Below are 24464 nucleotides of genomic sequence, written 5' to 3' on the forward strand. Positions count from 1 at the left end.
TTCTCACCCTAGGCATCCGAGCCACCACAAGTCCAACAACTGCGAACGATGCGATTCAGAAGTACGGTGTATGAATGGATCTGCGTCAGATGGAGTACTTCGTCGCCCTCGCCGACGAGCAGCAGTTCACGCGCGCCGCGTCGATCTGCGGTGTCACGCAGTCCGGCCTGTCGGCCGCGATCCGCGGCCTCGAGGAGGAGCTGGGCACGAGCCTGTTCTCGCGCACGACGCGCCGCGTGGTGCCGACCGATGCGGGGCTTGCGCTGCTTCCGCATGCGCGCGGCATGCTCGCGCAGTCCGCCGCGGGCCGGGATGCCGTGGTCCGTGCGACGCACCAGCTGTCGGGCAGCCTGCGGGTCGGTGCCGAGCAGTGTCTCGGGTTCGTCGACGTCCCCCCGCTGCTCGAGCGCTTCCACCGCCGGCATCCGCTCGTCGACATCCACTTCACACAGGCGGGCTCCCACGAGCTGACCGCGCAGGTGCGCGGCGGCGAGCTCGATGTGGCGTTCGTCGCGACGACCGAGCACGTCTCGACGGTGCGCACGACGGAGCTCGGCCGCCGCCCGCTCGTGCTGCTCACGCCGCCCGACGATCCCGTGGCCGGGTCGGGCCGGATCGCGTGGTCACAGCTGAAGGACCGGGAGTTCGTCGACTTTCGCCCGGCGTGGGGTGTGCGGTCGCTCAACGATGCCGCGTTCGCGTCGCATGGCGTGCGCCGGCGGGTGCGGTGCACCGTCGACGACGTTCACACGCTGCTCGACCTCGTCCACCGCGGCCTGGGGATCGCGCTCGTCCCCGAGCACGTGGCGTCGAAGCCTCAGGCCGAGGGTCTGGTGAGAATCTCACTCCCGCAGGACTCCACACCCCAGTGGGTGGTCTCGGCGATCGTGGCGCCCACGGCCGACCCATCCGCCGGGCGGCTGCTCGACATCCTCGCCCTGGAGCGGGAGTCACGCGATGCCGAGCTGGTGGCGGAGGCCGCCCTGAACTGACGCCGGGAGCGCAAGGCGCCCACCGCGATCCTTCCCTGATGCCCAGACCCGTGCCGCCCGCCTGACGATCCCGCTCGCCCCGCGCCGGTGCAGCGCGGGACGAGCGGGATCAGCGTCAGGAGACGGTCGCGGCCTCGTCCTCGGAGGCGCCCTCGGCGGGCTGTCCCGCCGCCTCCGCGGCCAGGCGGGCCTCTTCGTCGAGATCGGTCGCCGCCTGCTCGAACTGCGAGTTGTAGAGGCGGAAGTACGCCCCTTCGGCGGCGATGAGCTCGTCGTGCGTGCCCTGCTCGACGATCCCGCCGTTCTCCATCACGAGGATGAGGTCGGCGTCGCGGATCGTCGAGAGGCGGTGCGCGATGACGAAGGACGTGCGCCCCTCGCGCAGCGCCGCCATGGCGTGCTGCAGGAGCAGCTCGGTGCGGGTGTCGACCGAGCTCGTCGCCTCGTCGAGGATCAGCACCGAGGGCTGCGCCACGAACGCGCGCGCGATCGTGATCAGCTGCTTCTCGCCGGCCGAGATGTTCGACGCGTCCTCGTCGAGGAGCGTGTCGTACCCGTCCGGCAGGGAGTGCACGAACCGGTCGACATAGGTCGCGCGGGCTGCGGCGAGGATCTCGTCGTCCGTCGCATCGGCGCGTCCGTAGCGGATGTTCTCGCGGATCGATCCCGCGAACAGCCACGGATCCTGCAGGACCATGCCGGTCTTGGCGCGGATGTCACGGCGGGTGAGCGTCGCGATGTCCTGGCCGTTGAGGAGGATGCGCCCGCCGTCGAGCTCGTAGAACCGCATGATGAGGTTGACGAGTGTCGTCTTGCCGGCGCCCGTCGGGCCGACGATCGCGACCGTCTGCCCGGGCTCGACCCGGAACGACAGATCGTGGATGAGCGGACGGTCGGGCGAGTACGCGAACGCGACGTCCTGGAACTCGATGGTGCCGTCGCCGTCCACGGGGGCCGGCGCGTCCGCGGCGTCCGGCTCCTCCTCCGGCACGTCGAGCAGCTCGAAGACCCGCTCGGCCGATGCCGTCCCGGACTGCACGACGGCCGCCATGCCGCCCAGCTGTGCGAGCGGCTGCGTGAACTGCTGCGAGTACTGGATGAACGCCTGAACGTCACCGAGGCGCAGCTGTCCGCCCGCGACCATGAGCGCGCCGAACACCGCGATGCCGACGTAGGTGAGGTTGCCGATGAACATCATCGCGGGCTGCATGATGTTCGACAGGAACTGCGCCTTGAACGACGCCTGGTAGAGCTCTTCGTTCTCGACGCGGAACGCCTCGCGGGCGCTCTTCTCTCGGCCGTACACCTTGACGAGCGCGTGACCCGAGAAGGACTCCTCGACGCGCGCGTTCAGACGGCCCACCTTGCGCCACTGGATGCCGAAGGCCTTCTGCGAGCGCGGGCCGATGACGCCGAACAGCACGCCCATGAGCGGGAAGCTCACCAGCACCACGAGCGTCAGCTGCCACGAGATCGACAGCATCATGATGAGAACACCGATCACCGTGAGCACGCTCGTGAGCGCCTGCGACAGCGACTGCTGCATCATCTGCGTGATGTTGTCGATGTCGTTCGTGACGCGCGAGATGAGCTCACCGCGCTGGACGCGATCGAAGTAGCTCAGCGGAAGGCGGTGGACCTTGGCCTCGACCTGCTCGCGCATGCGCCACATCACCCGGACCATCACGACGTTCATGACGTAGCCCTGGATCCACATCAGCAGCGACGACGCGAAGTAGAGCGCGAGCACGAAGAGGAGCACACGGCTGAGCGCGAGGAAGTCGACACCCGCACCGGGCACGAAGTTCTGCATCGCCGACACGATGTTGGCGAGATCCTGCTGGCCGGCGTCGACCAGCCCCTGCACGACCTGCTCCTTCGTCGCGCCCGCGGGCGCCATCGCCGAGACGACGCCTTCGAACAGGATGTTCGTCGCCTCGCCGAGCACCTTCGGGGCGGCCACGGTGAGCACGACGCCGATCGCGCCCAGGAGGGTCACGAGGGTGAGGGCGAACGCGTGGGGCTTGAGCAGCCCGAGCAGCCGGCGGAACGAGGTCCCGAAGTTCGCGGCCTTGCCGGGGGCGACGCCACCGCTCCAGTCGTCGGCCGCGAGGCGGGCCTGCTCCGCGAGCTCGAGCTCGAGCTTCTCTTCGGGGCTGAGCTCGGCCACGGCCGCCTCCATCCCGGCGACGGGCTTGCGTGCCCCGCGCGAAGCGCGGCGGCCGGTCTTCTTGTCGTCGCTCATCGCGCGACCTCCGCTCCGAGCTGGGATTCGACGATCTCGCGATAGGTCTGGCTCGTCTCGAGCAGCTGCTCGTGCGTTCCGAGGCCCACGATCCCGCCGTCGTCGAGCACGACGATGCGGTCGGCGTCGGTGATCGTCGACACGCGCTGAGCGACCACGATCTTGGTCACGTGCGGCAGCTCGCGCCACAGCGCCTGCCTGAGTCTCGCGTCGGTGGTCAGGTCGAGCGCCGAGAACGAGTCGTCGAACACGAGCACGCGGGGGTTGTGCACGATCGCCCGCGCGATCGCGAGACGCTGGCGCTGGCCGCCCGAGACGTTCGTGCCGCCCTGCGCGATGCGCGCGTCGAGACCACCCTCCATCTGCGCGACGAAGTCGCTCGCCTGCGCGATCTCGAGCGCGTGCCACAGTTCGGCATCCGTCGCCTCCTCGCGGCCGAACCGCAGGTTCGATGCGATGGTGCCCGAGAACAGGAACGGCCGCTGAGGCACCAGGCCGATCGTGCGCCACAGCGCGTCGAGGTCGGCCTCGCGCACATCGACGCCGCCGACGAGCACGGCACCGTCGGTCACGTCGAACAGGCGCGGGATCAGCGAGACCAGGGTCGTCTTGCCGGCACCCGTCGATCCCACGACCGCCACCGTCTCGCCGGGGGCGGCGCGGAAGCTGATGGCCGACAGGATCGGATGCTCCGCGCCGGGATAGGTGAACGTCACGTCGCGGAACTCGACCGCCCCGGGCTCGGGGAAGTCGGCCTGCGCGTCCGCAGGCCGGTCGAGGGTCGAGCGGGTGTCGAGCACCTCGCCGATGCGCTCGGCCGACACGGCGGCACGGGGGATCATCATGGTCATGAAGCTCGCCATCATGACACCGGACAGGATGATCATGACGTACTGCATGAAGGCGAACAGCGTGCCGATCTGGATGTCGCCGGCATCGACCTGGATGCCGCCGAACCAGATCACGCCGATGACCGTGACGTTGAGGATCAGCATCACCGCCGGGAACAGCACGACGAAGAGCGAGCCGACCTTGCGGCCGACGACCATGATCTCGGTGTTGGCCTCGCCGAAGCGCTCCTCTTCGATCGGCTCCCGCACGAAGGCGCGGATGACGCGGATGCCGGTGAGCTGCTCGCGCATCACGCGGTTCACGCCGTCCAGCTTGACCTGGAAGGCGCGGAACAGCGGCACCATGCGGCCGATGATGAGGCCCGCCACGACGAGCAGCACCGGCACGGCGACGGCAATGATCCACGAGAGGCTCGGGCCCTGCGTGACCGCGAGGATGATCCCGCCGATCGCGAGCAGTGGCGCCGACACGAGGAAGGTGGCCGACATCATCGCGAGCATCTGCACCTGCTGCACGTCGTTGGTGTTGCGCGTGATCAGCGACCCCGCGCCGAACCCGGTGACCTCGCGCTCCGAGAAGCCCGAAACCCGCGCGAAGATGTCATCGCGCAGGTCGCGCCCGGCGCGCATGGCGGCGCGGGCCGCGAACCACGTCGCGATGATCGAGGCCACGATCTGACCGAGCGACACGGCGAGCATGAGCAGGCCGGTGTTCAGGATGTACTGGGTGTCGCCCTGGACCAGGCCGTTGTTGATGATGTCGGCGTTGAGGTTCGGCAGATAGAGCATCGCGAGCGCCGACGCGAACTGGAACACGAGCACGCCGAGCAGCAGCCACCCGGAGGGTTTGAGATAGCGGACGAGGAGCTTTGCCAGCACGGATTTCTCCCGGAGCGAGGGCGCCAGAGGGCGCGCGAGGTGAGGCCGATGGAAACCTTCCCACAAGCCGGCGACATTCCGTCAGGGGGTTTCGCGGAGGGCGAAAGAACGGAATCAGGATGCCGCAGACCCGGCACCCGCCGGATACCCTAACACGATATATCGCGTGATGTGAAGAGACGGATGCCTCGGCAGCGGCATCCGTCCTCGTCAGACCTCGAGCGGCGTCGCGGCGGCGACGGCCTGATCGTCCTCGGTCGCGACCAGCTGGCCGCAGGCTCCGTCGATCTCCTTGCCGCGGGTATCGCGCAGCGTGGTGGGGATGCCCGCGTCGTTCAGACGGCGCACGAACTCGTTCTGCACCGGCACGTCGGACGACGTCCAGATCGAACCGGGCGTGGGGTTCAGCGGGATCGGGTTGACGTGCACCCAGCCACGTCCTCGTGCGTTGAGCTTCTCGGCGAGGAGGTCGGCGCGCCAGGCGTGGTCGTTCATGTCCTTGATGAGGGCGTACTCGATCGACACCCGGCGCCCGGTCTTGTCGAAGTAGGCGCGGGCGGCATCGAGCGCCTCGTCGACCTTCCAGCGCGAGTTGACCGGGATGAGCTCGTCTCGCAGCTTGTCGTCGGGGGCGTGCAGCGACAGCGCGAAGGTCACCGGGATGTCCTCGTTCGCGAGCTTCGTGATCGCCGGGACCAGACCCACCGTCGACACGGTGATGCCGCGAGCACTCATGCCCAGGCCGTGCTGCTTGTCGGTCATGACGCGCACCGCCTGCATGACCCGGGCGTAGTTGGCCAGCGGCTCGCCCATGCCCATGAAGACGATGTTCGTGACGCGCTCGCCCTCGTGTCCGACGCGGCGCGGGTCGCCGAGGCCGCCGTCGGCGATGAGGCGGTTGGCACGGACGATCTGCTCCACGATCTCGGCAGCCGACATGTTGCGCGTGAGCCCCGCCTGCCCCGTCGCGCAGAACGGGCAGTTCATGCCGCATCCTGCCTGACTCGACACGCACAGCGTGATGCGTCCGGGATAGCGCATGAGCACGGATTCGACGAGCGCGCCGTCGTGCAGCTTCCAGAGGAACTTGATCGTGTCGCCGCGGTCGGTCTCGAGGCGGCGGACCTCGGTGAGGAGCGGCGGCAGCATGCCGTGCACGAACTCCTCGCGGCCCGCGGCCGGGAGGTCGGTCATGTCGACCGGGTCGTGCGTCCAGTGCTGGAAGTAGTGCTTCTCGAGCTGCTTCGCCCGGAAGCCGGGCATCCCGAGCTCGATGACGCGAGCCACGCGCTGCTCGGGCGTGAGGTCGGCGAGATGGACGGGAGGCTTGCCCCGTTTCGGGCTGGCGAACTGGAGAACCGGCCGGCCCTCGGCATCCTTCTTCTGCGTCCATCCCTCGGTCGCGGGACGCACCTGCTTCCCGGGACCCGTGGTGCGCACGGCTGGGGTTGTCGCGCGGACGGGCGAGGACTCGGTCATGCGATCCAGGGTAGGGGACCCGCCTGGACGGATGCCTGACCGGGCGTCGCCCGCTCGCGTTAGCGTGGGATCGATGGATGACCTGACGGTGCGATCGATCCGGCCCGAAGACGCGGGCGAAGTGCTGACCCTGCAGCGCGCCGCCTTCGTTCAGGAGGCGCAGATCTACGGCACGCCACAGCTGCCGCCGCTGACGCAGACCCTCGACGAGCTCGAGGCCGAACTGGCGGACAATCTCGGCTGCGTCGCGGTGGACGGCACACGCATCGTCGGTGCGGTCCGGGCCCGGCACGACGGCGACCTGCTGCTGGTCGGGCGCCTCACGATCGCCCCGGACCAGCAGGGCCGCGGCATCGGCACGCGGCTCCTCGCCGCCGTCGAGGAGCGGGGCGCGGCGCTCGGGGCGACCGAGGCCGAGCTCTTCACCGGATCGCTCAGCGAGGCCAACCTGCGGCTGTATCGCCGCGAGGGCTACGTCGAGACGCAGCGGGTACCCGGCGACGACGGGGTCGAGCAGGTCTTCCTGCGCAAGGCCCTCCGCGCGTGAGCGCGACCTGCTCCCTCGCGGGGGCGCGCGGCTAGGCTCGGTGCGTGGTCCCTCCCGAGAATCTGCTGGCCTTCACGCTGGCCGCCGTCGTGCTGATCGTGATCCCGGGGCCGAGTGTGCTCTTCACGATCGGGCGCGCCCTCGCACTCGGCCGCGTCGGCGGGCTGCTCAGCGTACTGGGCAACGCGCTGGGACTCCTCCCCGTGATCGGGCTCGTCGCGCTGGGTGTCGGCGGCATCGTCGCGCAGTCGGTGGTGCTGTTCACGATCCTCAAGATCGCGGGGGCGGGTTACCTCATCTATCTCGGCGTGCAGGCGATCCGCCACCGCGGGCGCGCGGCCGCCGACGCCGGCGCGGCCGCGCCCCGCTCTGCCGTGCGACAGCTCGCTGAGGGCTTCGTCGTCGGCATCACCAACCCCAAGACCATCGCCTTCTTCGTCGCGGTGCTGCCGCAGTTCGTCGACCTCTCGGCCGGGTCGGTTCCCCTGCAGATGGTGCAACTCGGCCTGGTCTTCTTCGTCATCGCCCTGATCTCCGACGGCGTGTGGGCGCTCGTCGCCGCCGGCGCCCGGTCATGGTTCGGCCGCTCGCCGCGTCGCATCTCGACGCTCTCGGCGACCGGAGGCGGTCTCATGATCGGGCTGGGCGGCATCCTCCTCTTCACCGGGAACGAGCACTGATATGGCGACTGCTCCCTCGACCCCGACCGGCGAGCACCCGCGCGGCGACGGCCGGCGCCGCATCGTGTTCCTCGATGTGGACGGCACGATCCTCGAGCACGGCTCGCACGTCGCGCCCTCGACCGGCGAGGCCGTGCGCTCGGCTCGCGCGGCCGGCCACGAGGTGTATCTGAGCACGGGGCGCTCGGCCTTCGACATCCACCCGCGGGTGGCCGAGATCGGATTCGACGGCGCCATCACGAACTCGGGAGCGCTCGTGACCGCGGGCGACACGGTGATCGCGGACCGGCCGCTCAGCCCGGCCGCGACCGACCGGATGCTCGCGGTGCTGCGCACCCACGGCATCCGGTTCTTCCTGCAGACCCACGACGGCGTCTACGCGAGCGACGACATGGCCGAGCTGATGGCGTCGTACGCGCAGGAGCTCCGCGATCGTGACGCGACCCGCGGGCTCCGCCCCGAGGACTCTCTCGCGGGCCTGGCCGACCGGGAATTCCCGGGCATCGAGGAGGCCGATCTCTCGCGCATCGCCAAGGCCGTCTTCGTGAGCGATCACGCCGACGGACTGGACGTGCTGCGCGCCGACCTCGGCGACGAGTTCCTCATCGTGCCCGGAAGCATCCCGCTGCCCGGCGGCTCGAACGGCGAGATCGGCGAGCGCGGCACCAACAAGGGGACCGCGATCGAGCTGCTGCTGGCGCATCTGGGGCGGGATGCCGCCGACGCCGTCGCGATCGGCGACAGCTGGAACGACGTGGAGATGTTCGAGGTCTGCGGCACGAGCGTCGCGATGGGCAACGCCCACGACGAGCTGAAGCACATGGCCGACTTCGTCACGACCGCCGTCCTCGACGACGGCGTGTGGAACGCGTTCGACCGCCTCGGACTGCTCTGAGGCGGCGTCTCGGCCTCAGGCGGCCTCCGGTGCCTCGGAACCCAGATTGACCAGATTGCCGTCGGGATCCCGCACCTGAGCGACGCGCTCTCCCCACGGCATGTCGGCGGGCTCCTGCTCGGCGCGACCGCCCGCAGCCAGCCACGCCGCGAACGCCTCGTCGACGTCGTCGACGTAGAACCACAGGGCGATGCGGTCGCCGACCAGCGGCGGCAGGGCGTCCGGATCGCGCCCGATGCCCAGCGCCACCGAGCCGATCTTCAGCGAGACGTAGTCATCGCCCTCGCCGCTGCCGAAGTGGTAGTCGACGCGACCGCCCAGCGCGCTCTCGTAGAACCGCACGAGTCCCGGCAGATCCCGGGACAGAAGGATGGGGAACAGACTCCGCACCGCCATGCGGCCACCCTACGCCGCCCGCGTCAGTCCAGGAAGATGTCGGGAAACAGCTGGTCGTCGGGGGTTCCCGGAACCGCGGCGTACCCCGAGAAGTCGGTCACGCCCGCCGCCTCGAGCACATCCTCCACGATGAGCGTCTGCCCGGTGTAGTCGCGCGCGGGCTTGGTGATGACCTCGTACGCGGCATCCGCGTACACCTCCGGCGTGCGGCTGACCTTCATCATGCGGTCGCCGCCGAGCGCGAACTGCACGGCGGCCGTGGCGATCGTCGTCCGCGGCCACAGCGTGTTCGCCGCGATCCCGTCGGCGGCGAACTCCGCGGCGATGCCGAGCGTCGCCATCGTCATGCCGTACTTGGCCAGCGTGTAGCCGGTGTGACCGCCCAGCCATTTCGGCGACAGGTTGAGCGGCGGCGAGAGCGAGAGGATGTGCGGGTTCGCGGCATCCTTCAGGATCGGGATCGCCGCCCTGCTCAGCATGAACGTGCCGCGCACGTTGACGTCCTGCATGAGGTCGTACTTCTTCGCGTCGAGGTCCAGCGTGCGCGAGAGGTCGATCACCGACGCGTTGTTGACGACGATGTCGATGCCGCCGAACTCGCCCTGCGTCTTGAGCACCGCCTCGGTGACGTCGTCGTCGTTGCGCACGTCGCCCACGATCGGCAGCGCCTGCCCACCGGCCGCGCGGATCTGCTCGGCCGCGGAGTGCACGGTGCCCTCGAGCTTGGGGTGCGGAGTGTCCGTCTTGGCCAGCAGCGCGACGTTGGCGCCGTCGCGCGCGGCGCGCAGCGCGATCGCGAGGCCGATGCCGCGGCTGCCGCCCGACATCAGGATGGTCTTGCCTGCCAGCGGCTTGTCACTCATCGTGTCTCCTCGGGTGATGTCTCGAAAATGCAGGATTCGGTGGCTGTTCGCATGCGCTTCTGCGACACGCGTTCAGGAACCGGCCGAACGGGCGGCGGATTTGGCGGATGCTGCGGCGAAGGCCGCGACGCGCGCGCGGGACTCGTCCGTCTCGAAGCGCGCGCCGATCGAGGCGGCCTCGTCCTCGAGGTTCTCGCCGAACGAGCGGTGGGCACCGGTGCGGACCAGGCGCTTGGCCTGCCCGAACGCCGCCGTGGCGTTGTCGAGCCAGAATCGAGCGACCTCCTCGGCGCGACCCGCGATATCGGCCGCGGGGACCACCTCGGTCACCAGGCCCCAGTCCAGCGCGGTCGCCGCATCGAGCGCGCGATCCTGCAGCAGCAGCTGCAGCGCGCGGCGCTGGCCGATCGCGGCCGGCAGCAGGGTCGAGACACCCAGGTCGGGAGTCAGCCCGATGTTGGCGTACTTGCTGACGAACTTGGAGTTGTCGGCGGCCACGATGTAGTCGGCGGTGAGCATCAGGCCGAGTCCGCCGCCGGCCACGGCGCCCTGCACCGCCGCGACGACGGGCTTGTCCGACTCCACGAACGTGCGGATGCCCTCGTGGATCACGTGGGCAGCACCGGTGACGTCGGCACCGGACGCGCCCGAGGTCGCCATGGCGACGACATCGCCGCCGGCGCAGAAGGCCGGGCCCGCGGCATCCAGGATCACGGCTCCCACGGACGGATCCGCCGTGACCTCGCGCGCCACGTCGCGCCAGCGCGCGCCCATCTCGAAGTCCATCGCGTTGAGGTACGCAGGACGGTTGAACGTCACGCGGGCGAGCCCGCCCTCGACGTGCAGAAGGATCGAATCGGTCATGGGGTTCCTTACTTCGGTGCTCCACACATGGGATGGCAGCGTGGAATGTCCTGGGTCAGCCGACGGTCATCGCGGTGCCATTCGAATAGCTCCGTCGAGGCGGATCGTCTCGCCGTTGAGGTAGCCGTTGTCGACGATCGACATGACCAGGCGGGCGTACTCGTCGGGCTTGCCGAGGCGCTGCGGGTAGGGCACCTGCTGTCCGAGAGAGTCCTGTGCCGCCTGCGGCAGGCCCATCAGCATCGGAGTCTCCATGATGCCCGGAGCGATCGTCACGACACGGATGCCGTAGCGGGCGAGCTCGCGTGCGATCGGGAGCGTCATCGCGTGCACGCCGCCTTTGCTCGCAGCGTACGCCGGCTGCCCGATCTGGCCGTCGAACGCGGCGACGCTCGCGGTGCTGACGATGACGCCGCGGTCGCCGTCCGCGGTCGGGCCCGCCTTCGCCATCGCCGCCGACGTCTGCGCGATGACGTTGTACGTGCCGACGAGGTTGACCCGGATGATCCGCTCGAAGTCCGCGAGGGGCGTCGGCACGCCTTCACGATCGAGGACTTTTGCCGGCGGCGCGATGCCGGCGCAGTTCACCACGACGCGAAGGGGACCGGATGCCGCAGCCGTCGCGACCGCGGAGGCCACCTGTTCGGGATCCGTGACGTCGGCCGGAGCGAACGCTCCCCCGAGCTCCGCCGCGACGTCGGCGCCTGCTGACGCGGGCAGGTCGATGATCGTGACCGAGGCGCCCGCTGCGGCGAGCCGGCGGGCCGTGGCCAGGCCGAGGCCGCTCGCACCGCCCGTGACGAGGGCCGAAGCATCCCCCAGATCCATGTGTTCTCCTTCGAACTGATATCGCGTTCCACCATACGTGGAACTGCGTCCCATGTCAGCGTCGTCGCATGCGTGCGCTCCCACGCTACCCACTGCACGCCCACCGCGCTGCCGCCCCGCACGGTGGCGTCTCCCCCGTCGAGCGGGTTGGATGGGCTCATGGAGCTGCGTACCAAGCGGGTCTACGACGACCCGGCGCCGGCGGACGGATTCCGCGTGCTCGTCGACCGGCTGTGGCCACGCGGGCTGTCGAAGGAGTGGGCCGCGCTCGATCTGTGGGCCAAGGAGGTCGCTCCTTCGACCGAGTTGCGCCGCGCCTTCCATCGCGACGGCCTGCCGTGGGACTCCTTCGCCGAGGCCTACCGCGCGGAGCTCGCCGGCCCGGCGCACGCCGCCGTCGAAGCGCTGCGCGACGAACTGGCGCGGCATCCCGTCGCCACGCTCCTGTACGGCGTGCACGACGAGCAGCACAACCACGCGCTCCTCCTGCTCGACGCCCTCGGCCGCTGACCCGCGACGACGCCCACAGCTCGCGCCCGGCCGGCTCAGAAGGCGGCAGGATGAAGAGCGTGTCGATTCCGCTCGAAGCCGTCGCGGTGCCCGCGCAGGTGCGGCGCCTCGCCGGCGGCGCCGCCCTCGAGCCGGTGTGGGTCAATGACTATGGCGGCCTGACCTTCCGCACCGACGACGAGCGCTACATCAAGTACGGCCCGCTCAACGCCGAAACCTCGTTCGCCGGCGAGGCGGCGCGGCTGGACTGGGCGGCGCGCTTCGCGCGCGTTCCGCGTCTGCTCGAGGCCGGCGCCGACGCGACGCACGAGTGGCTGGTGACGGCGGCCCTGCCGGGGAGATCCGCGGTCGACCCGCGGTGGCTGGCCGAGCCGGAGGTCGCCGTGCGCGCCGTCGGCGAGGGACTGCGCGCGCTGCACGACGCGCTGCCGGTCGAGGACTGCCCGTTCGACTGGTCGGTGCCTTCGCGCATCGCGAATGCCGCGGGCCGCGGCATCCGGGTTCCGGATTCCCTGCGAGAGGCGCCGCCCGTCGAGCGGCTCGTGGTGTGCCACGCGGATGCCTGCTGCCCCAACACGCTCATCGGCGAAGACGGCCTCTGGAGCGGGCACGTCGACCTCGGTGGACTCGGCGTCGCCGACCGGTGGGCGGACATAGCCGTGGCGTCGATGTCGACCGCGTGGAACTATGGCGAGGGATGGGAGGACGCCCTCATCGAGGCGTACGGGGTCGCACCCGACCGCGAGCGCCTGTCGTACTACCGAGACCTCTGGAACGCGACATGACCAGCATCACCGGGACCGTGACCAAGATCGACGACGCGCCGCATCTGGTGATCCTGCGCCGATTCCCCGCCTCGGCCGACGAGGTGTGGCGTGAGCTGACCGAGTCCGACCGGCTCGAGCGTTGGATCGGCCGGTGGGAGGGCGACCCGAAGACCGGCCACGTCACGTTCTTCATGACGTCGGAGAGCGCGGATGCCGAGCCTGAGGAGTACACGATCCTCGAGTGCGACCGGCCCCGCCGCTTCGCAGGCGACACGTCGCAGGGAGCCGGTGCGTGGCACCTGTGGTTCGAGCTCGCCGAGGAGGCGCCGGGCGACACCGTGCTGACCTTCGGGCAGCGCCTGAACCCCGGCGAGGACGTCGGCACGATCGGGCCGGGCTGGGAGTACTACCTCGACCGGCTCGTCGCGGTGCAGGCCGGTCTCGACGCGGGCACGGTCGATTGGGACGACTACTTCCCCGCGCTGCAGCCCGCATACGAGAAGCTCGTCGCCGCCGACTGAGTCCCACGGCTGCACTCCCCTGCCGCGGCACGGATCTGGTGCGCCGCGACAGAAACCGGCCGCCGGCCCGTCGTCACGCGCCGGGTCCGAGGATGAAGTTCCAGGTGCCGAAGACGACGGATGCTGCGACCGCTGTCAGCGCGATGCCGAGGCCGAGCGCCATGAGCGCCCACTCCCGGGCCCCGAAGCGGGACTCCCGCGCCCACGTGCGGCGCACCGGCGCACCGAAGCCGCGCGCCTCCATCGCAGTCGCGAGCTTCGCGCCGCGCCGGATCGAGAGGACGAGCAGCGCGAACGCCATGCCGAGGAACCGGCGAATCCGGCCCCGGTCGGCGACACCGCGCGCGCGCCGCGCGAGCTCGAGCGCGCGCCAGTCGTCGAGGAACAGCCCCACCATCCGCAGCCCGGCGAGCGCACCGAGCACGAACCGCGCGGGCAGGCGCACGACCTGGGCGAGCCCGTCGGCGAGGTCGGTGGGGTCGACGGTCACGAAAAGCACGACCGACGGCAGCGCGATCGCGAGCACGCGCAGCATCGTGGCGAGCGCGAGCTCGAGCGAGCCGTCGCTCACGTGCACGACGAACCAGTCGACGTACACGGTCCCGGATGCCTCGCCGTACAGTGCGATCGTGAGCCCGGTGAGGGGCGCCGCCAGCCACACCGGCCACGTGCGCACCCAGAACTCGCGCCAGCCGAGGCCCGCGAACGGGATGAGCGCGAGCTCGAGCACGAGTGCGATCGCCGCCGACAGCCAGTCGAGCGTGAGCACGAGCGGGATCGCGATGAGCGCGCTCGCGCCGAGCTTGGCGACGGGGTTGATACGGGCCACGGTCCCGGTCCGCGCGTGCGAGTCGAGCAGGGTCATCCGGGCGCTCCTCCGGCCAGCTCGAACCGCTCGGCGCGCAGCGCCTCGACCACGTCGAGGTCGTGCGTGATCGTGACGATCGCGGAGCCCTCATCGCGCAGCCGCGCGAGCAGCGCGACGAGCTCGGCCCATGTGCGCGCGTCCTGTCCGAACGTGGGCTCGTCGAGCACCAGCACGCGCGGTGCGGTGGCGAGCGCCGCGGCGACGGTGAGCCGCCGCTTCTCGCCGCCCGACAGCGTGTAGGGGTTCGCTGCGGCGAGCCGGTCGAGCCGCAGCCGCTCGAGCAGCTCGTCCACCCGACGCGCAATCTCGGGCTCGGCGAGGCCGAGCGCGCGCGGCCCCACTTCGAGCTCCTCCCGGACGGTGCGCGAGAGGAGCTGATGCTCGGGGTCCTGGAACACCGTGCCGATGCGGGTCAGCAGCTGACGGGACGACCAGCGGATCGGTGTCGCGCCGGCGCCCGACGCGAGGGCGACGGATGCCTCGACCCGGCCCGCCGCAGGCGCCAGCAGTCCGGCGAGGGTCAGGCCGAGCGTGGACTTTCCGGCGCCGTTGGGCCCGGTGATCGCGAGCGCCGCACCCGCCCGTACGTCGAGATCGATCCCGCGCGCCACGGGGTGCCCCTTCACGCGCTCGACCGCGAGGTCGCGAGCGTTCAGCAGCACCTCGCCACCGGCCGAGTGTGGCGGCGCCGGATGGGCGGGCGGGATGCCGGGCACCCAGACACCCGCGGCCGCGAGCTCCGCACCGCGGTCGCGGAGCACCGCATCGGGGGAGCCGTCCGCGATCACACCGCCGTCGCCGAGCACGATAACCCGCGAGACGAGCGGCAGCCAGACGTCCACCCGGTGCTCCACGACGACGAGCGTCGAGCCGGTGGCCGCGAGCATCGCGCTCACGGCATCGCGCACCTCCGCGACGCCGGCCGGGTCGAGGTTCGCGGTCGGCTCGTCGAGGAGCAGCAGCCCCGGCCGCATCGCGTGGGCGCCCGCGAGCGCGAGCCGCTGCTTCTGGCCGCCCGACAGCGCCTTGGTCGGACGATCGAGCGGCACGTCGAGCCCGACGGCGTCGAGCGCCTCCTCGACGCGCCGCCAGATCTCGTCGCGGGGAACGCCGAGGTTCTCGCAGCCGAACGCGACGTCGTCGCCGACGCGCGCGAGGATCACCTGCGAGTCAGGGTCCTGCAGGACGAGCGCGGCCCGCCCGCGCGCCTGCGCCGCGAGTGCCCCGTCGATGAGAAGCGCCCCCGCGGACTCCCCCTCCTCGTCGCCGCCGAGCACACCCGCCAGGCCGTGCAGGAGCGTCGACTTGCCCGAGCCCGAGGCGCCGAGCAGCAGCACGCGCTCTCCGGGATCGATGCGGAACGAGGCATCCGTCACCGCCCACGCGCGCCGCGACGCGTGCCGCCAGCCCCACCCGCGCGCCTCGACGGCCGCAGGCGGGGACTCGCGCGGGCTCACGGTCGCCGGGTCACGGATCAGACGCGCGCTCGGGCCTCGCGGCCCGACGCGAAGCGGTCGAGCGCGCCCGTCGCCGCGAGTCCGCGCGCGAGGAGCCATGACCCTGCGCCGGCGATGACCGCCCCGGAGAGCATCGTGCTGATGAGGTACACCGTGATGAACAGCGCATCGGCGCCCGCGAACCACAGGATGAGGTTGTTGATGCCGCCGGCGAGCGCCGCGCCGGCGCCCGCGAGGATCGCGACCGGCAGGCTCCAGCGGCGGTAGAAGAAGAGCAGGAAGATCAGCTCGGCGCCGAGACCTTGCACGAGGCCCGCCTCGATCGTGAGGAAGCCGCCCCACGTGTTGCCGACGAGAGCCGACACGACCGCGGCGAGCGTCTCGGTGTAGATCGCGGCGCCGGGCTTGCGGATGATGAGGGCGCCGAGGACCCCGGCGAAGAGCCACGGTCCGTCGAGGAGGCCCTGCAGACCGGGCGTGAGCGGCTCGAGGAGCGTCTTGGGACCCAGGTAGCCGATGTTCCACAGAAGGAAGATGAGACCGGCCGCGACGCCGATGACGCTGGCGACGACGATGTCGACGACGCGCCAGCGGAGGCTGCGCCGGGGACGCTGCTCCTCGGTCTGCTGCGACGTGGGTGCGGACGTGGACGCGTACATGTGAACTCCTCCCTGCGCCGGCATGATCCGGATCAGGTTCGACGGTCGAAGCGTGGATCGCTTCCTCTCAGCCCGGCTCACCGGACTCCCGTGGTTGTGGCGATGAGTATACCTCTGCGACGGCAAGGTATCTTGAGCGGGTGACTGTGGATGACGCTCCTGCCCCGACGCGCCGCGCGCGCCGGACGCAGACCGGCGACGTGCCGGTGGTCCCGCCCGCAGATGCGGAAAGCGGCATCCTGACCATCGACGCCACGGCGACGGACACGTCGGTGACCGACAGTTCGATTCCGGATGCCGCGACCCGTACCAGCAGCACCGCACCGGTCGTCGCGGGCCCCGAGGCATCCACCGTCGCCGCCGTGCCGTTCACGACGGCTCCGTCCGTCGGGACCCTGCCCGCGGCATCCGGCGACGATACACGCCCGGTCGCGCTCGCGTGGGTCGACGACACGACGATCGGCAGGACCGCCGCCCCTGGCGACCTCAGCGCCGCCTCGACGCCGTACGTCCAGGTCGGCACCGACCTGCTCGCCGACGCCCCACGCCGTTCACCGCTGCGAGCGGGAGTGGTGGTCCCCACGCTCGTGATCGCGGGTCTCGTGGGCGCCTACTCGGCCACGACCCTCCTGTGGCCGCTCCACGCGGTCGCGCCGACCGTGGCGGCGATCGAGGTGCAGCCGATCCCGGCTCCCCCGACCGCGCCGGTGTGGCCGGCCGAGGGCAGCGCGGCGATCTCGGTGGGCGGCATCGCCGGGGCTCCGGCATCCGCTCCCGATCCCGACACGATGGCGAGCATCACCAAGGTCGTCACGGCGCTCGTGGTCCTCGACGAGATGCCGCTCGCGGTGGGCGAGCAGGGTCCCGAGTTCCGCTTCACCGCTGCGGACCGCACGCGCTACTGGCAGTACCGCAGCAACGGCGAGTCCGCGCTCGACGTTCCCGTCGGCGGATCGCTCACGCAGTACCAGATGCTCGAGGGTCTGCTGATCGGCTCGGCCAACAACTACGCCGACCGCCTCGCGCAGAACCTGTGGCCGACCGACGCGGTGTTCGCGTCGGCGGCGAACACCTGGCTCGCGAACCACGGCGTGCCGGGCGTCACCGTCGTCGAGCCCACGGGCATGGACGAAGGCAACACCGCCAGCCCCGAGGCCCTCATCGCCCTCGCCCAGAAGGCGCTGGCGAACCCGGTCATCGCCGAGATCGTCGCGAAGCCGGTCGTCGAGCTTCCGGGCGCGGGCCTGGTCGAGAACACCAACGGCCTGCTCGCCGATCCGGGCGTCGTCGGCATCAAGACGGGCACGCTGGATGCCTGGAACCTGCTCTCAGCGAAGGACATCACCGTCGGCGACACGACCGTCCGCCTGTTCGCGTCGGTGCTCGGCCAGCCCGACGATGAAGCCCGGCTCGCGGCATCCCGCGCTCTGTACGCCCAGCTCGAGCAGGAGCTGCAGCTCAAGCCGTCGGTGACGGCCGGCACGGTCGCCGGGCGCGTCGAGACGAAGTGGGGCGATGCGGCCGACATCGTCACGGCCGGCGACGCGTCGGTCGTGCTGTGGAACAGCGGGGCCGGCACCGTCGGCATCACTTACGACCTGGGCGATCAGCGCGATGAGGGCGACGCGGTCGGCTCGCTCACCGTCACCGGCCCGCTCGACGAGACCAGCGTCGAGCTGCAGCTCGCCGACGACATCGACGACCCGTCGCCGTGGTGGCGCCTCACGCACCCGCTGGACCTGTTCGGCCTCAACGGCTGACGCTCCCCCGCAGGGCCGTTCGCCCGGGACAGGTGTTCTGGCGTACACAGGTCGCTTTCGCGCGGCCACGGCCTGTGCTGGCCAGAGCACCTGTTCTCGGCGAAGGGGCGCGATTCCGGCGTGCTGTCAGGCGAAGCGCACGGTCTGCTGCAGGCGCGTGCGCACGTCGAAGACCTCGTTGCCGCCGATGTCGCGCGCCCCGGTGACACCGCGGCGCAGCACCGTGGCCAGCGCGCTGCGCGAGACGATCGCGACCCTCACACCGCGGACCTTGCCGATCTCGTCGATCGGTTCGAGCACGTCCTCGTCCGGCAGCACGACGATCGCCCCGCTGAAGCGCACGCCCGCGGCGCGAGCGATCGAGCGCATGCTCGCCAGCAGCTCCGCGATGGGCGCACCCGGTACGCCGTCCCCCACGAACTCGCCGCGGCGCAGGCGTACGGGACCCCCGAAATCCTCGGACAGGATGCCGTACAGGCCGCTCGGGCCGAGCACGATGTGGTCGATCTTGGCGTCCGGGTCGGCATCCCGTCCCGCCGCCAGCACGTCGTGCCACACCGTGTAGCCCATGCCGAGATCCGCGACGACGCGGGCCGTGGCCTCCTCGGCGAGCGCGTCGGCGAGCAGTCGTCGCAGATGGTGCGGAGCCGAGCGCACCAGCGCGGGGTCGTACGGGTCCGCGATCGAGACTCCGCGGCCCACCCACTCGCGGACGAGGTCGAGGTACCGCTCACGCCGCCAGCCTCCGGGATGCCCGTACGACCGCGCGCGGGGCCGGGTGTCGGTGCGCGCCGCCGGCGGTCGCCAGCCCGACCATTCCGGAGCGGGCGCTTCGCCGAATCCGTGACCGCGGTCGTAGGCGGCACGCGCTTCGGGTGTGCCGACGAGCTCCCAGGCCCGTTGCACCTGCACGAAGACGGCGGCGTCACCGCCGGTGTCGGGGTGGGTCTGGCGCAACCGCAGGCGGTACGCCTTGCGCAGCGTCTCGTGGTCGGCGCCCGGCTCGACCGCGAGCACCTCGTAGGCCGACGCGGACAGCGGACTGTCGAACACGCACCCTCCCCAGGCTCCATCCGCCACGCGGACGCGGCCGGAGGTTCAGATTACGACACCTACGACGGGGTGGCTCTCAGCGCCGCTCGTGCCGGCGGGCGTATGCGGCCGCGCTGCGGCTCGACAGCGCGAGCAGCACGAGGATGTCGAGGCTCAGGGAGAGGAATGTGGTGTGGATCTCGATCTCCTGCCCCTGCGCCCACCACGCGACGAACGACGTGCCGATCGACAGTGCCGCGATCACCATGACGATCACGCGCGCCCAGTTGCGGCCGAGGAACACGAAGATCGCCAGCAGCAGATCGACCAGCAGCACCGTGCCTCCCGCTGCGAGCACGAACCACAGTGCCGCCCGGCTCCCCTCCGGGCTGGGATCGAAGCCGTCCAGCACCGAGTCGGGGTCGGCCAGCAGCGCGTCCCAGCCGGTGGCGATCCCGACGAGCACGGCGACACCCGCCAGCACCCGCAGTAGCACGAGCGCCGCACCTGCGACGGTGCTGGCGGGCCGCGGCATGTCGGGCGCGAATCCCGTGGGGGTGAGCAGCCGCGCGGCCGGCTCGTACGCCGGGCGCTTCTCCGGCTGCACGATCGGCTGCGGCGACGGCGACGCGGACTGCACGGGCTCGGACGCGCCGGGCATATCGGGCGCCGAACCGCCCGGCACGGCGCTCATGCGTCCACCGCCGAGAGCGCGCGGACGTCGACGATCGGCAGGTCGCCGTCGGTGCGGATGCTGTCGCCTCCGCCGTTGCGGGCGTGGTAACCGGTGGCGAAGTCGGCGATGACATCCACGACGACGCGGGGATCGGCATCCCGGATCGACGACACGATGTGATCGCGCTCGACGTCGGTGTCGGCGTCGATGCGGTGCGTCACCTGCAGCGTGAACAGCGACAGCCCGACGCTGGTGTCGAACGTGCCCGCGGCGAGCCAGTCGACGCGGCGGCCGCCCGGCAGCAGCCACCCGTCCGGGCACTTCCAGAACCGCACGTGATGTCGCTGCGCCGGGTTGCCGTCGACCTCCTGCTGGTAGGCGAAGTCCTGCTGGCGCCCGAAGAGGAACAGCGGACTGACCGGCGCCTGGTGATAGCTGCGCCGCTGGATCGTCGACGTGATGATGCGCCACGACGATGCCAGCGTCACCGGATCCGCCTTCGTCCAGCCCGCCTCGCGCAGCGCGGTCTCGATCTGCTCGCCCTCGCCGAGGAACGCGAGGTTCACCGGGTCGCCGAGCAGCCCGTCGCTGGTCCGCGTGCGGCCGATGAAGTAGTCGGGGACGTAGATCGTGGTGAGGATCCGGTGCAGCCGCGGCAGCACCAGGTACGCCAGCAGCACCCAGAAGGCCACGAAGAACGGGATGCCCCACCAGCCGACGTGGAACGTCTCGGTGAAGCTCAGGTAGGCCAGCCACAGCGCGGCGACGCCGGCGAAGACGAAGAAGAACCAGTCGATCGCGATCCCGACCGAGTACGCGCGCCGGCGACGGGCCTGCGAGCGGTTCTCGTCGTCCATCATGCTCAGTCCCAGAGCGGCGTCTCGGGCTGGAAGGCGAGGGCGGATGCCGCGGCATCCGGATCCAGTTCCGCCAGCGTCGCGGGGGTCCAGCGCGGCGAACGGTCCTTGTCGATGACCTGCGCGCGAATGCCCTCGGGCAGGTCAGGCTGGGTCGTCGCGAACCACATCACGAGCCCGTACTCCTGCGCCAGCGCATCGCGCAGACCGGGCAGCTCACGCGAGCGGCGCACCGAGGCGAGGGTCACGGCGAGTCCGGTCGGCGACAGCTCGCCGAGCAGGTCGGCCGTGGCGCGCGTTTCGTCTCGCTGGCGCTCGCTCAACGACCGATCCGCCGAGAGCGCCCGCAGGCGCTCGACGATCTCGGGCACGGTCTCAGCGGCGAACGCGTCGTCGATCCACGCGCGGGCCTCGGCCAGCTTCGGCGGGGGCGGCGTCTCGTCGAAGAGCAGCACGAGCTCGGTCGGGCTCGACGGATCGGCACGCGTCTCGAGCGCATCACGCAGGCCGTCGAGATTCTCGGAGGGCACGAAGTGGTCGGCGAATCCGGCGTAGACCGCGTCGGAGGCATCCATCACCGCTCCTGTCAGCCCCAGATACTCCCCCACTCGCCCCGGCGCGCGGCCGAGCAGCCAGGTTCCGCCCACGTCGGGGGTGAAGCCGATGCGGGTCTCGGGCATCGCCAGCTGCGAGCGCTCGGTGACGATGCGGATCGCGGCATGCCCGGCGACCCCGATGCCGCCGCCCATGGTGATGCCGTCGGCGAAGGCGACGAACGGCTTGGGGTATTCGGCGATGCGCGCGTTGAGTGCGTACTCCTCACGGAAGAACTGCGCGGTCTCCTCGGCACGCCCGTCGTTGACGCGCTCGGCGAGCCCGCGAACGTCACCGCCGGCGCACAGCCCGCGCTCACCGGCGCCGTCGAGCAGCACGATGTCGACCTCGGTGTCGTGCTCCCACGCGTCCAGCGCCTCGTGCGCCAGCCGGATCATGCCGAGGTCGAGCGCGTTGATGGCTCGCGGGCGGTTGAGCGTGAGTTGTCCCAGTCCCCCGCTCGCGCGGGCGAGGACGGTGGGCTCGGCGTCGGCATCGGTCACGAGCGCCACGTTACCGCCCTCGCTCCCCGCGCCGAGCGCAAGGCATGCAGCAGGGAGCGTCTCGCGCTGTGCATGCGTGTTCCGCCATGATGGGGAGGATCGGCTCACGATGACGAGAGGTTCGGCATGCCCCACGGACAGTCGCTGGAGTTCTCGAACGTCACCAAGCGCTTCGGCGCCGTCACGGCTGTCTCCGGGCTCACGGCCCGCGTCGAGCCCGGCCGCGTCACCGGATTCCTGGGGCCGAACGGCGCCGGCAAGACCACGACGCTGCGGATCCTCCTCGGCCTCGTGCGCGCGACCGACGGCACGGCGACGATCGGCGGCGTGCCCTACGCCCGCATCGAGAAGCCCCTGCATTCCGTGGGCGCCGTGCTCGAGGCCTCCAGCTTCCACCCCGGCCGCACGGCGGCGAACCACCTGCAGATCTACGCGCAGGCCGCGGGGCTGGGCAAGGCGCGCGTCGACGAGGTGCTCGGGCTGGTGGGATTGACGGATGCCGCGGGCAGGAAGGTCGGCGGATACTCCCTCGGCATGCGGCAGCGCCTCGGGCTCGCATACGCGCTGCTCGGAGACCCCGGCGTGCTCGTGCTCGACGAGCCCGCCAACGGACTCGACCCCGAGGGCATCCGGTGGATGCGCGGCTTCCTGCAGCAGCTGGCACGCGAGGGGCGCACCGTCCTGGTGTCGTCGCACCAGCTGGCGGAGGTTCAGCAGACGGCCGACGCGCTGTTGATCATCTCGCGCGGTCAGCTGGTGTTCCAGGGGACGATCGACGAGCTCTCCGACCCCACGGAGCACGCGACGGTGGTCGACGCCCCCGACCGGGCCGCACTGACGGCCGCCCTCGAGCGCGCCGGTGTGGGGTTCGAAGTCCTGCGCTCCGGCCTGACGGTGCGCGGGATGGATCCGGTGGCCGTCGGCGCCGCCGCAGCCGCGGCGGGCGTGGCGCTGTCGTCGCTGCAGCGGCGCGGGCCGGCGTTGGAGGAGGTGTTCCTCGACCTGGTCAACGGCACCCGCGTGCACGCCAGCGCGGCGGGTGGTCTCGCGATGGTCGAGGAGGGCGTGGCGGCAGGGACCCCGGTCCTGGTCACCGAGGCGGAACCGGAACCCGTTCCCGGCGAGGACGCCGTGGCCGGCAGCGAGCCCGCGCAGGCGCCGGACGTCGAGCCGGAGACCGACGCCGCCCCCGTTGCCGTGGTGGAACCGGAACCGGAGCCGGAGCCGGAGCCGGTGACCGAAGCCACCCCGGCCGAGCCGACGGGCGACGAGACGCCCGCGGACGACGAGTCTGCGGCGACCGAGTCGCCCGAGCCCGTTCCCCAGCCCGCGGACGATCCCGACGACGCCGCGGACGCGGCATCCGGAATCGCCCCTCCGGCGGAAGCGCACGCGTCGTTCGCGGTCGCGAGCACCGGAATCATCGACATCGTCCCCCAGGGCGACCTGCCGCCCGACCCGGACGAGGACGTCGAGGCCCTCGGTGAGATCGACGAGGAGCTGTCGTCCGAGCGCCCGTGGGAGAACCACGTCAAGACGGAATCGGATGTCGAGGCGGACCGCTTCTTCGGACGGTTCGACGACGAGGAGGAATCGGTCCCCGAGCCGTCCGAGGAGGGCGCCGGCACAGACCCCACGGCGGAGCAGGAGCCCGAACCCGAACCCGGCGCCGTGAACGCCCCCGCGCCTGAAGCCGAGGCGGCGGAGCCGGAGGCCGAACCGGAACCGGACGGCGAACGCGTCGAGGCATCCCCTCCCGAACCGGAGTCCGGCGTCGCCGATGCCGATGCCGACACCGAGCACGACCAGCGCGACGACGCCGAAGGCGGTGAGCAGCGATGAGCCTCACAGCGGCCACGCGCGCCGAGACCACCAAGCAGTTCACGACATCGCTGTGGTGGATCCTCGCGATCGTCCTCGTCGTGTACGTGGGTTTCACCGCGTCGGTGCTCGCCGGCGTGTTCGCCGCCGCCGCGACCGGCGCTCTGGGCGACGGACCGCCGATGGCGGAGGAGGGCCTCGCCCCCGTGCTCTACAGCACGGCGACCGCAGTGGGCTATGTCTTCCCGCTGCTCATCGGGACGCTCATGGTGACGGCCGAGTTCCGCCACAAGACGCTGACGCCCACGTTCCTCGCGACTCCGCGCCGCGGGCGTGTGCTCGCCGCGAAACTCGCGGTCGGCGTCCTCATGGGCGCGCTGTTCGGCGCGATCGGCACGGTCGCCTCCGTCGGCGCGTCGGCCGCCTTCCTCGCGGCATTCGGGCTCGACACGCAGCTCGACTCGATCGACACGTGGGCGATGATCGGGCGGATGCTGCTGGCCTACGTCCTGTGGACGCTCATCGGCGTCGGGGTCGGCGCTCTGGTGCGCAACCAGGTCGGCGCGATCGTCGGGGTGCTCGTGTTCACGCAGTTCCTCGAGCCGATCGGCCGGGCGGCGTCGTCCTTCGTGGACGGCCTCGCGAACGTCACGCAGTACCTTCCCGGCGCGGCGAGCGACGCGCTGGTCGGCGCGAGCGTGTTCCTCATGGGCGTGCCCGAGGGCTCGCTGGTGCAGCTCGAGTGGTGGGTCGGCGCGCTGGTGCTGCTTGCTTACGCCGTCGTGCTGATCCTGCTCGGACAACTGCTGAGCTGGCGGCGCGACGTCAGCTGACATCGGTCCAGGAAACGCAGGTTCACGGCATCCCGAACCTGCGAAACCTGGACCGCGCGGGCGGGAGCGGGGGCGGCGCGGGAGCGA

The 24464-nt window shown here is 71.1% G+C and carries 24 protein-coding genes and 1 riboswitch; of the genes, 10 read left to right on the forward strand and 14 right to left on the reverse strand.

Annotation, left to right across the window (positions count from 1 at the left end):
* The first annotated feature begins 74 nt into the window (after positions 1-74).
* Entirely contained in the window at positions 75-992 is a 918-nt protein-coding gene (locus tag HF576_RS06305; protein WP_168911857.1) for a LysR family transcriptional regulator, read from the forward strand.
* A gap of 115 nt (positions 993-1107) precedes the next feature.
* On the opposite strand, the gene HF576_RS06310 is transcribed toward HF576_RS06305, so the two are convergent.
* The 3 genes from HF576_RS06310 to rlmN form a co-directional block, all read right to left on the reverse strand.
* A complete protein-coding gene (locus tag HF576_RS06310) occupies positions 1108-3174 on the reverse strand; it encodes an ABC transporter ATP-binding protein (protein WP_240948766.1) in 2067 nt (688 codons plus the stop codon).
* Positions 3175-3233: 59 nt separating this feature from the next.
* On the reverse strand, positions 3234-4967 hold the full coding sequence (locus HF576_RS06315; protein ID WP_168911859.1) for an ABC transporter transmembrane domain-containing protein: 1734 nt from the start codon (positions 4965-4967) through the stop codon (positions 3234-3236).
* Positions 4968-5177: 210 nt separating this feature from the next.
* Positions 5178-6446 carry a dual-specificity RNA methyltransferase RlmN gene (gene rlmN, locus HF576_RS06320; RefSeq protein WP_168911860.1) on the reverse strand — a complete coding sequence of 423 codons (1269 nt, stop codon included), beginning with the start codon at positions 6444-6446 and terminating at the stop codon, positions 5178-5180.
* 73 nt (positions 6447-6519) lie between these two features.
* Between rlmN and HF576_RS06325 the strand changes: the two genes are divergently transcribed.
* Genes HF576_RS06325 through HF576_RS06335 form a run of 3 tightly spaced genes read left to right on the forward strand, consistent with a single transcriptional unit; the run spans position 6520 to position 8568 of the window.
* A complete protein-coding gene (locus tag HF576_RS06325) occupies positions 6520-6993 on the forward strand; it encodes a GNAT family N-acetyltransferase (RefSeq protein ID WP_168911861.1) in 474 nt (157 codons plus the stop codon).
* Between the two features lie 44 nt (positions 6994-7037).
* Complete coding sequence (locus HF576_RS06330; RefSeq protein ID WP_168911862.1) at positions 7038-7673, forward strand: LysE family transporter; 636 nt, start codon at positions 7038-7040, stop codon at positions 7671-7673.
* Between the two features lies 1 nt (position 7674).
* The gene (locus HF576_RS06335) at positions 7675-8568 is read left to right on the forward strand and encodes an HAD family hydrolase (protein WP_168911863.1); all 894 of its coding nucleotides are present in this window, start codon (positions 7675-7677) and stop codon (positions 8566-8568) included.
* A gap of 15 nt (positions 8569-8583) precedes the next feature.
* Here HF576_RS06335 and HF576_RS06340 read toward each other — a convergent pair whose 3' ends face one another.
* The 4 genes from HF576_RS06340 to HF576_RS06355 all read right to left on the reverse strand — a co-directional run bounded on the left by HF576_RS06340 (position 8584) and on the right by HF576_RS06355 (position 11519).
* Complete coding sequence (locus HF576_RS06340; RefSeq protein ID WP_168911864.1) at positions 8584-8964, reverse strand: VOC family protein; 381 nt, start codon at positions 8962-8964, stop codon at positions 8584-8586.
* Positions 8965-8987: 23 nt separating this feature from the next.
* Positions 8988-9827: an SDR family oxidoreductase gene (locus tag HF576_RS06345; protein WP_168911865.1), complete on the reverse strand. Its 840-nt coding sequence runs from the start codon at positions 9825-9827 to the stop codon at positions 8988-8990.
* A 72-nt stretch (positions 9828-9899) separates the two neighbouring features.
* On the reverse strand, positions 9900-10691 hold the full coding sequence (locus tag HF576_RS06350; RefSeq protein WP_168911866.1) for an enoyl-CoA hydratase/isomerase family protein: 792 nt from the start codon (positions 10689-10691) through the stop codon (positions 9900-9902).
* A gap of 66 nt (positions 10692-10757) precedes the next feature.
* Positions 10758-11519: an SDR family NAD(P)-dependent oxidoreductase gene (locus tag HF576_RS06355; protein ID WP_168911867.1), complete on the reverse strand. Its 762-nt coding sequence runs from the start codon at positions 11517-11519 to the stop codon at positions 10758-10760.
* A gap of 159 nt (positions 11520-11678) precedes the next feature.
* Here HF576_RS06355 and HF576_RS06360 point away from each other — a divergent pair, with 159 nt between their 5' ends.
* The 3 genes from HF576_RS06360 to HF576_RS06370 are packed head-to-tail and all read left to right on the forward strand — an operon-like array spanning position 11679 to position 13317.
* Positions 11679-12029, forward strand: coding sequence for a DUF488 domain-containing protein (locus HF576_RS06360; RefSeq protein ID WP_168911868.1), 351 nt, complete (start codon positions 11679-11681; stop codon positions 12027-12029).
* A gap of 59 nt (positions 12030-12088) precedes the next feature.
* Entirely contained in the window at positions 12089-12814 is a 726-nt protein-coding gene (locus HF576_RS06365) for a phosphotransferase (protein ID WP_343234198.1), read from the forward strand.
* The gene (locus tag HF576_RS06370; protein ID WP_168911870.1) at positions 12811-13317 is read left to right on the forward strand and encodes an SRPBCC domain-containing protein; all 507 of its coding nucleotides are present in this window, start codon (positions 12811-12813) and stop codon (positions 13315-13317) included. Before HF576_RS06365 ends, HF576_RS06370 begins: the two co-directional genes overlap by 4 nt.
* A gap of 73 nt (positions 13318-13390) precedes the next feature.
* On the opposite strand, the gene HF576_RS06375 is transcribed toward HF576_RS06370, so the two are convergent.
* The 3 genes from HF576_RS06375 to HF576_RS06385 all read right to left on the reverse strand — a co-directional run bounded on the left by HF576_RS06375 (position 13391) and on the right by HF576_RS06385 (position 16301).
* Positions 13391-14182, reverse strand: a complete 792-nt coding sequence (locus tag HF576_RS06375) for an energy-coupling factor transporter transmembrane component T family protein (RefSeq protein ID WP_168911871.1) — start codon at positions 14180-14182, stop codon at positions 13391-13393.
* Complete coding sequence (locus tag HF576_RS06380; RefSeq protein WP_168912107.1) at positions 14179-15561, reverse strand: ABC transporter ATP-binding protein; 1383 nt, start codon at positions 15559-15561, stop codon at positions 14179-14181. Before HF576_RS06380 ends, HF576_RS06375 begins: the two co-directional genes overlap by 4 nt.
* Before the next feature lie 98 nt (positions 15562-15659).
* The gene (locus HF576_RS06385) at positions 15660-16301 is read right to left on the reverse strand and encodes an ECF transporter S component (RefSeq protein ID WP_168911872.1); all 642 of its coding nucleotides are present in this window, start codon (positions 16299-16301) and stop codon (positions 15660-15662) included.
* A riboswitch (TPP riboswitch) is annotated at positions 16292-16403 on the reverse strand. Its footprint overlaps the gene before it by 10 nt.
* A 38-nt stretch (positions 16404-16441) precedes the next feature.
* On the opposite strand from HF576_RS06385, the gene HF576_RS20720 reads away from it, so the two are divergent.
* Positions 16442-18061: a D-alanyl-D-alanine carboxypeptidase gene (locus HF576_RS20720; RefSeq protein ID WP_168911873.1), complete on the forward strand. Its 1620-nt coding sequence runs from the start codon at positions 16442-16444 to the stop codon at positions 18059-18061.
* A gap of 126 nt (positions 18062-18187) precedes the next feature.
* On the opposite strand, the gene HF576_RS06395 is transcribed toward HF576_RS20720, so the two are convergent.
* From HF576_RS06395 to HF576_RS06410, 4 genes are all read right to left on the reverse strand, one after another.
* On the reverse strand, positions 18188-19114 hold the full coding sequence (locus tag HF576_RS06395) for a DnaJ domain-containing protein (RefSeq protein WP_168911874.1): 927 nt from the start codon (positions 19112-19114) through the stop codon (positions 18188-18190).
* Positions 19115-19190: 76 nt separating this feature from the next.
* On the reverse strand, positions 19191-19787 hold the full coding sequence (locus HF576_RS06400) for a hypothetical protein (RefSeq protein ID WP_240948648.1): 597 nt from the start codon (positions 19785-19787) through the stop codon (positions 19191-19193).
* On the reverse strand, positions 19784-20629 hold the full coding sequence (locus HF576_RS06405) for an LssY C-terminal domain-containing protein (RefSeq protein WP_425522979.1): 846 nt from the start codon (positions 20627-20629) through the stop codon (positions 19784-19786). Before HF576_RS06405 ends, HF576_RS06400 begins: the two co-directional genes overlap by 4 nt.
* A gap of 2 nt (positions 20630-20631) precedes the next feature.
* Positions 20632-21723 carry a 3-hydroxyisobutyryl-CoA hydrolase gene (locus tag HF576_RS06410; protein WP_168911875.1) on the reverse strand — a complete coding sequence of 364 codons (1092 nt, stop codon included), beginning with the start codon at positions 21721-21723 and terminating at the stop codon, positions 20632-20634.
* 126 nt (positions 21724-21849) lie between these two features.
* Here HF576_RS06410 and HF576_RS06415 point away from each other — a divergent pair, with 126 nt between their 5' ends.
* A complete protein-coding gene (locus tag HF576_RS06415) occupies positions 21850-23565 on the forward strand; it encodes an ABC transporter ATP-binding protein (protein ID WP_168911876.1) in 1716 nt (571 codons plus the stop codon).
* Positions 23562-24377, forward strand: coding sequence for an ABC transporter permease (locus tag HF576_RS06420; protein ID WP_168911877.1), 816 nt, complete (start codon positions 23562-23564; stop codon positions 24375-24377). Before HF576_RS06415 ends, HF576_RS06420 begins: the two co-directional genes overlap by 4 nt.
* The last annotated feature ends 87 nt before the right edge of the window (positions 24378-24464 follow it).

The sequence above is a fragment of the Microbacterium salsuginis genome, from assembly GCF_012524205.1.
Lineage (GTDB): Bacteria > Actinomycetota > Actinomycetes > Actinomycetales > Microbacteriaceae > Microbacterium > Microbacterium salsuginis.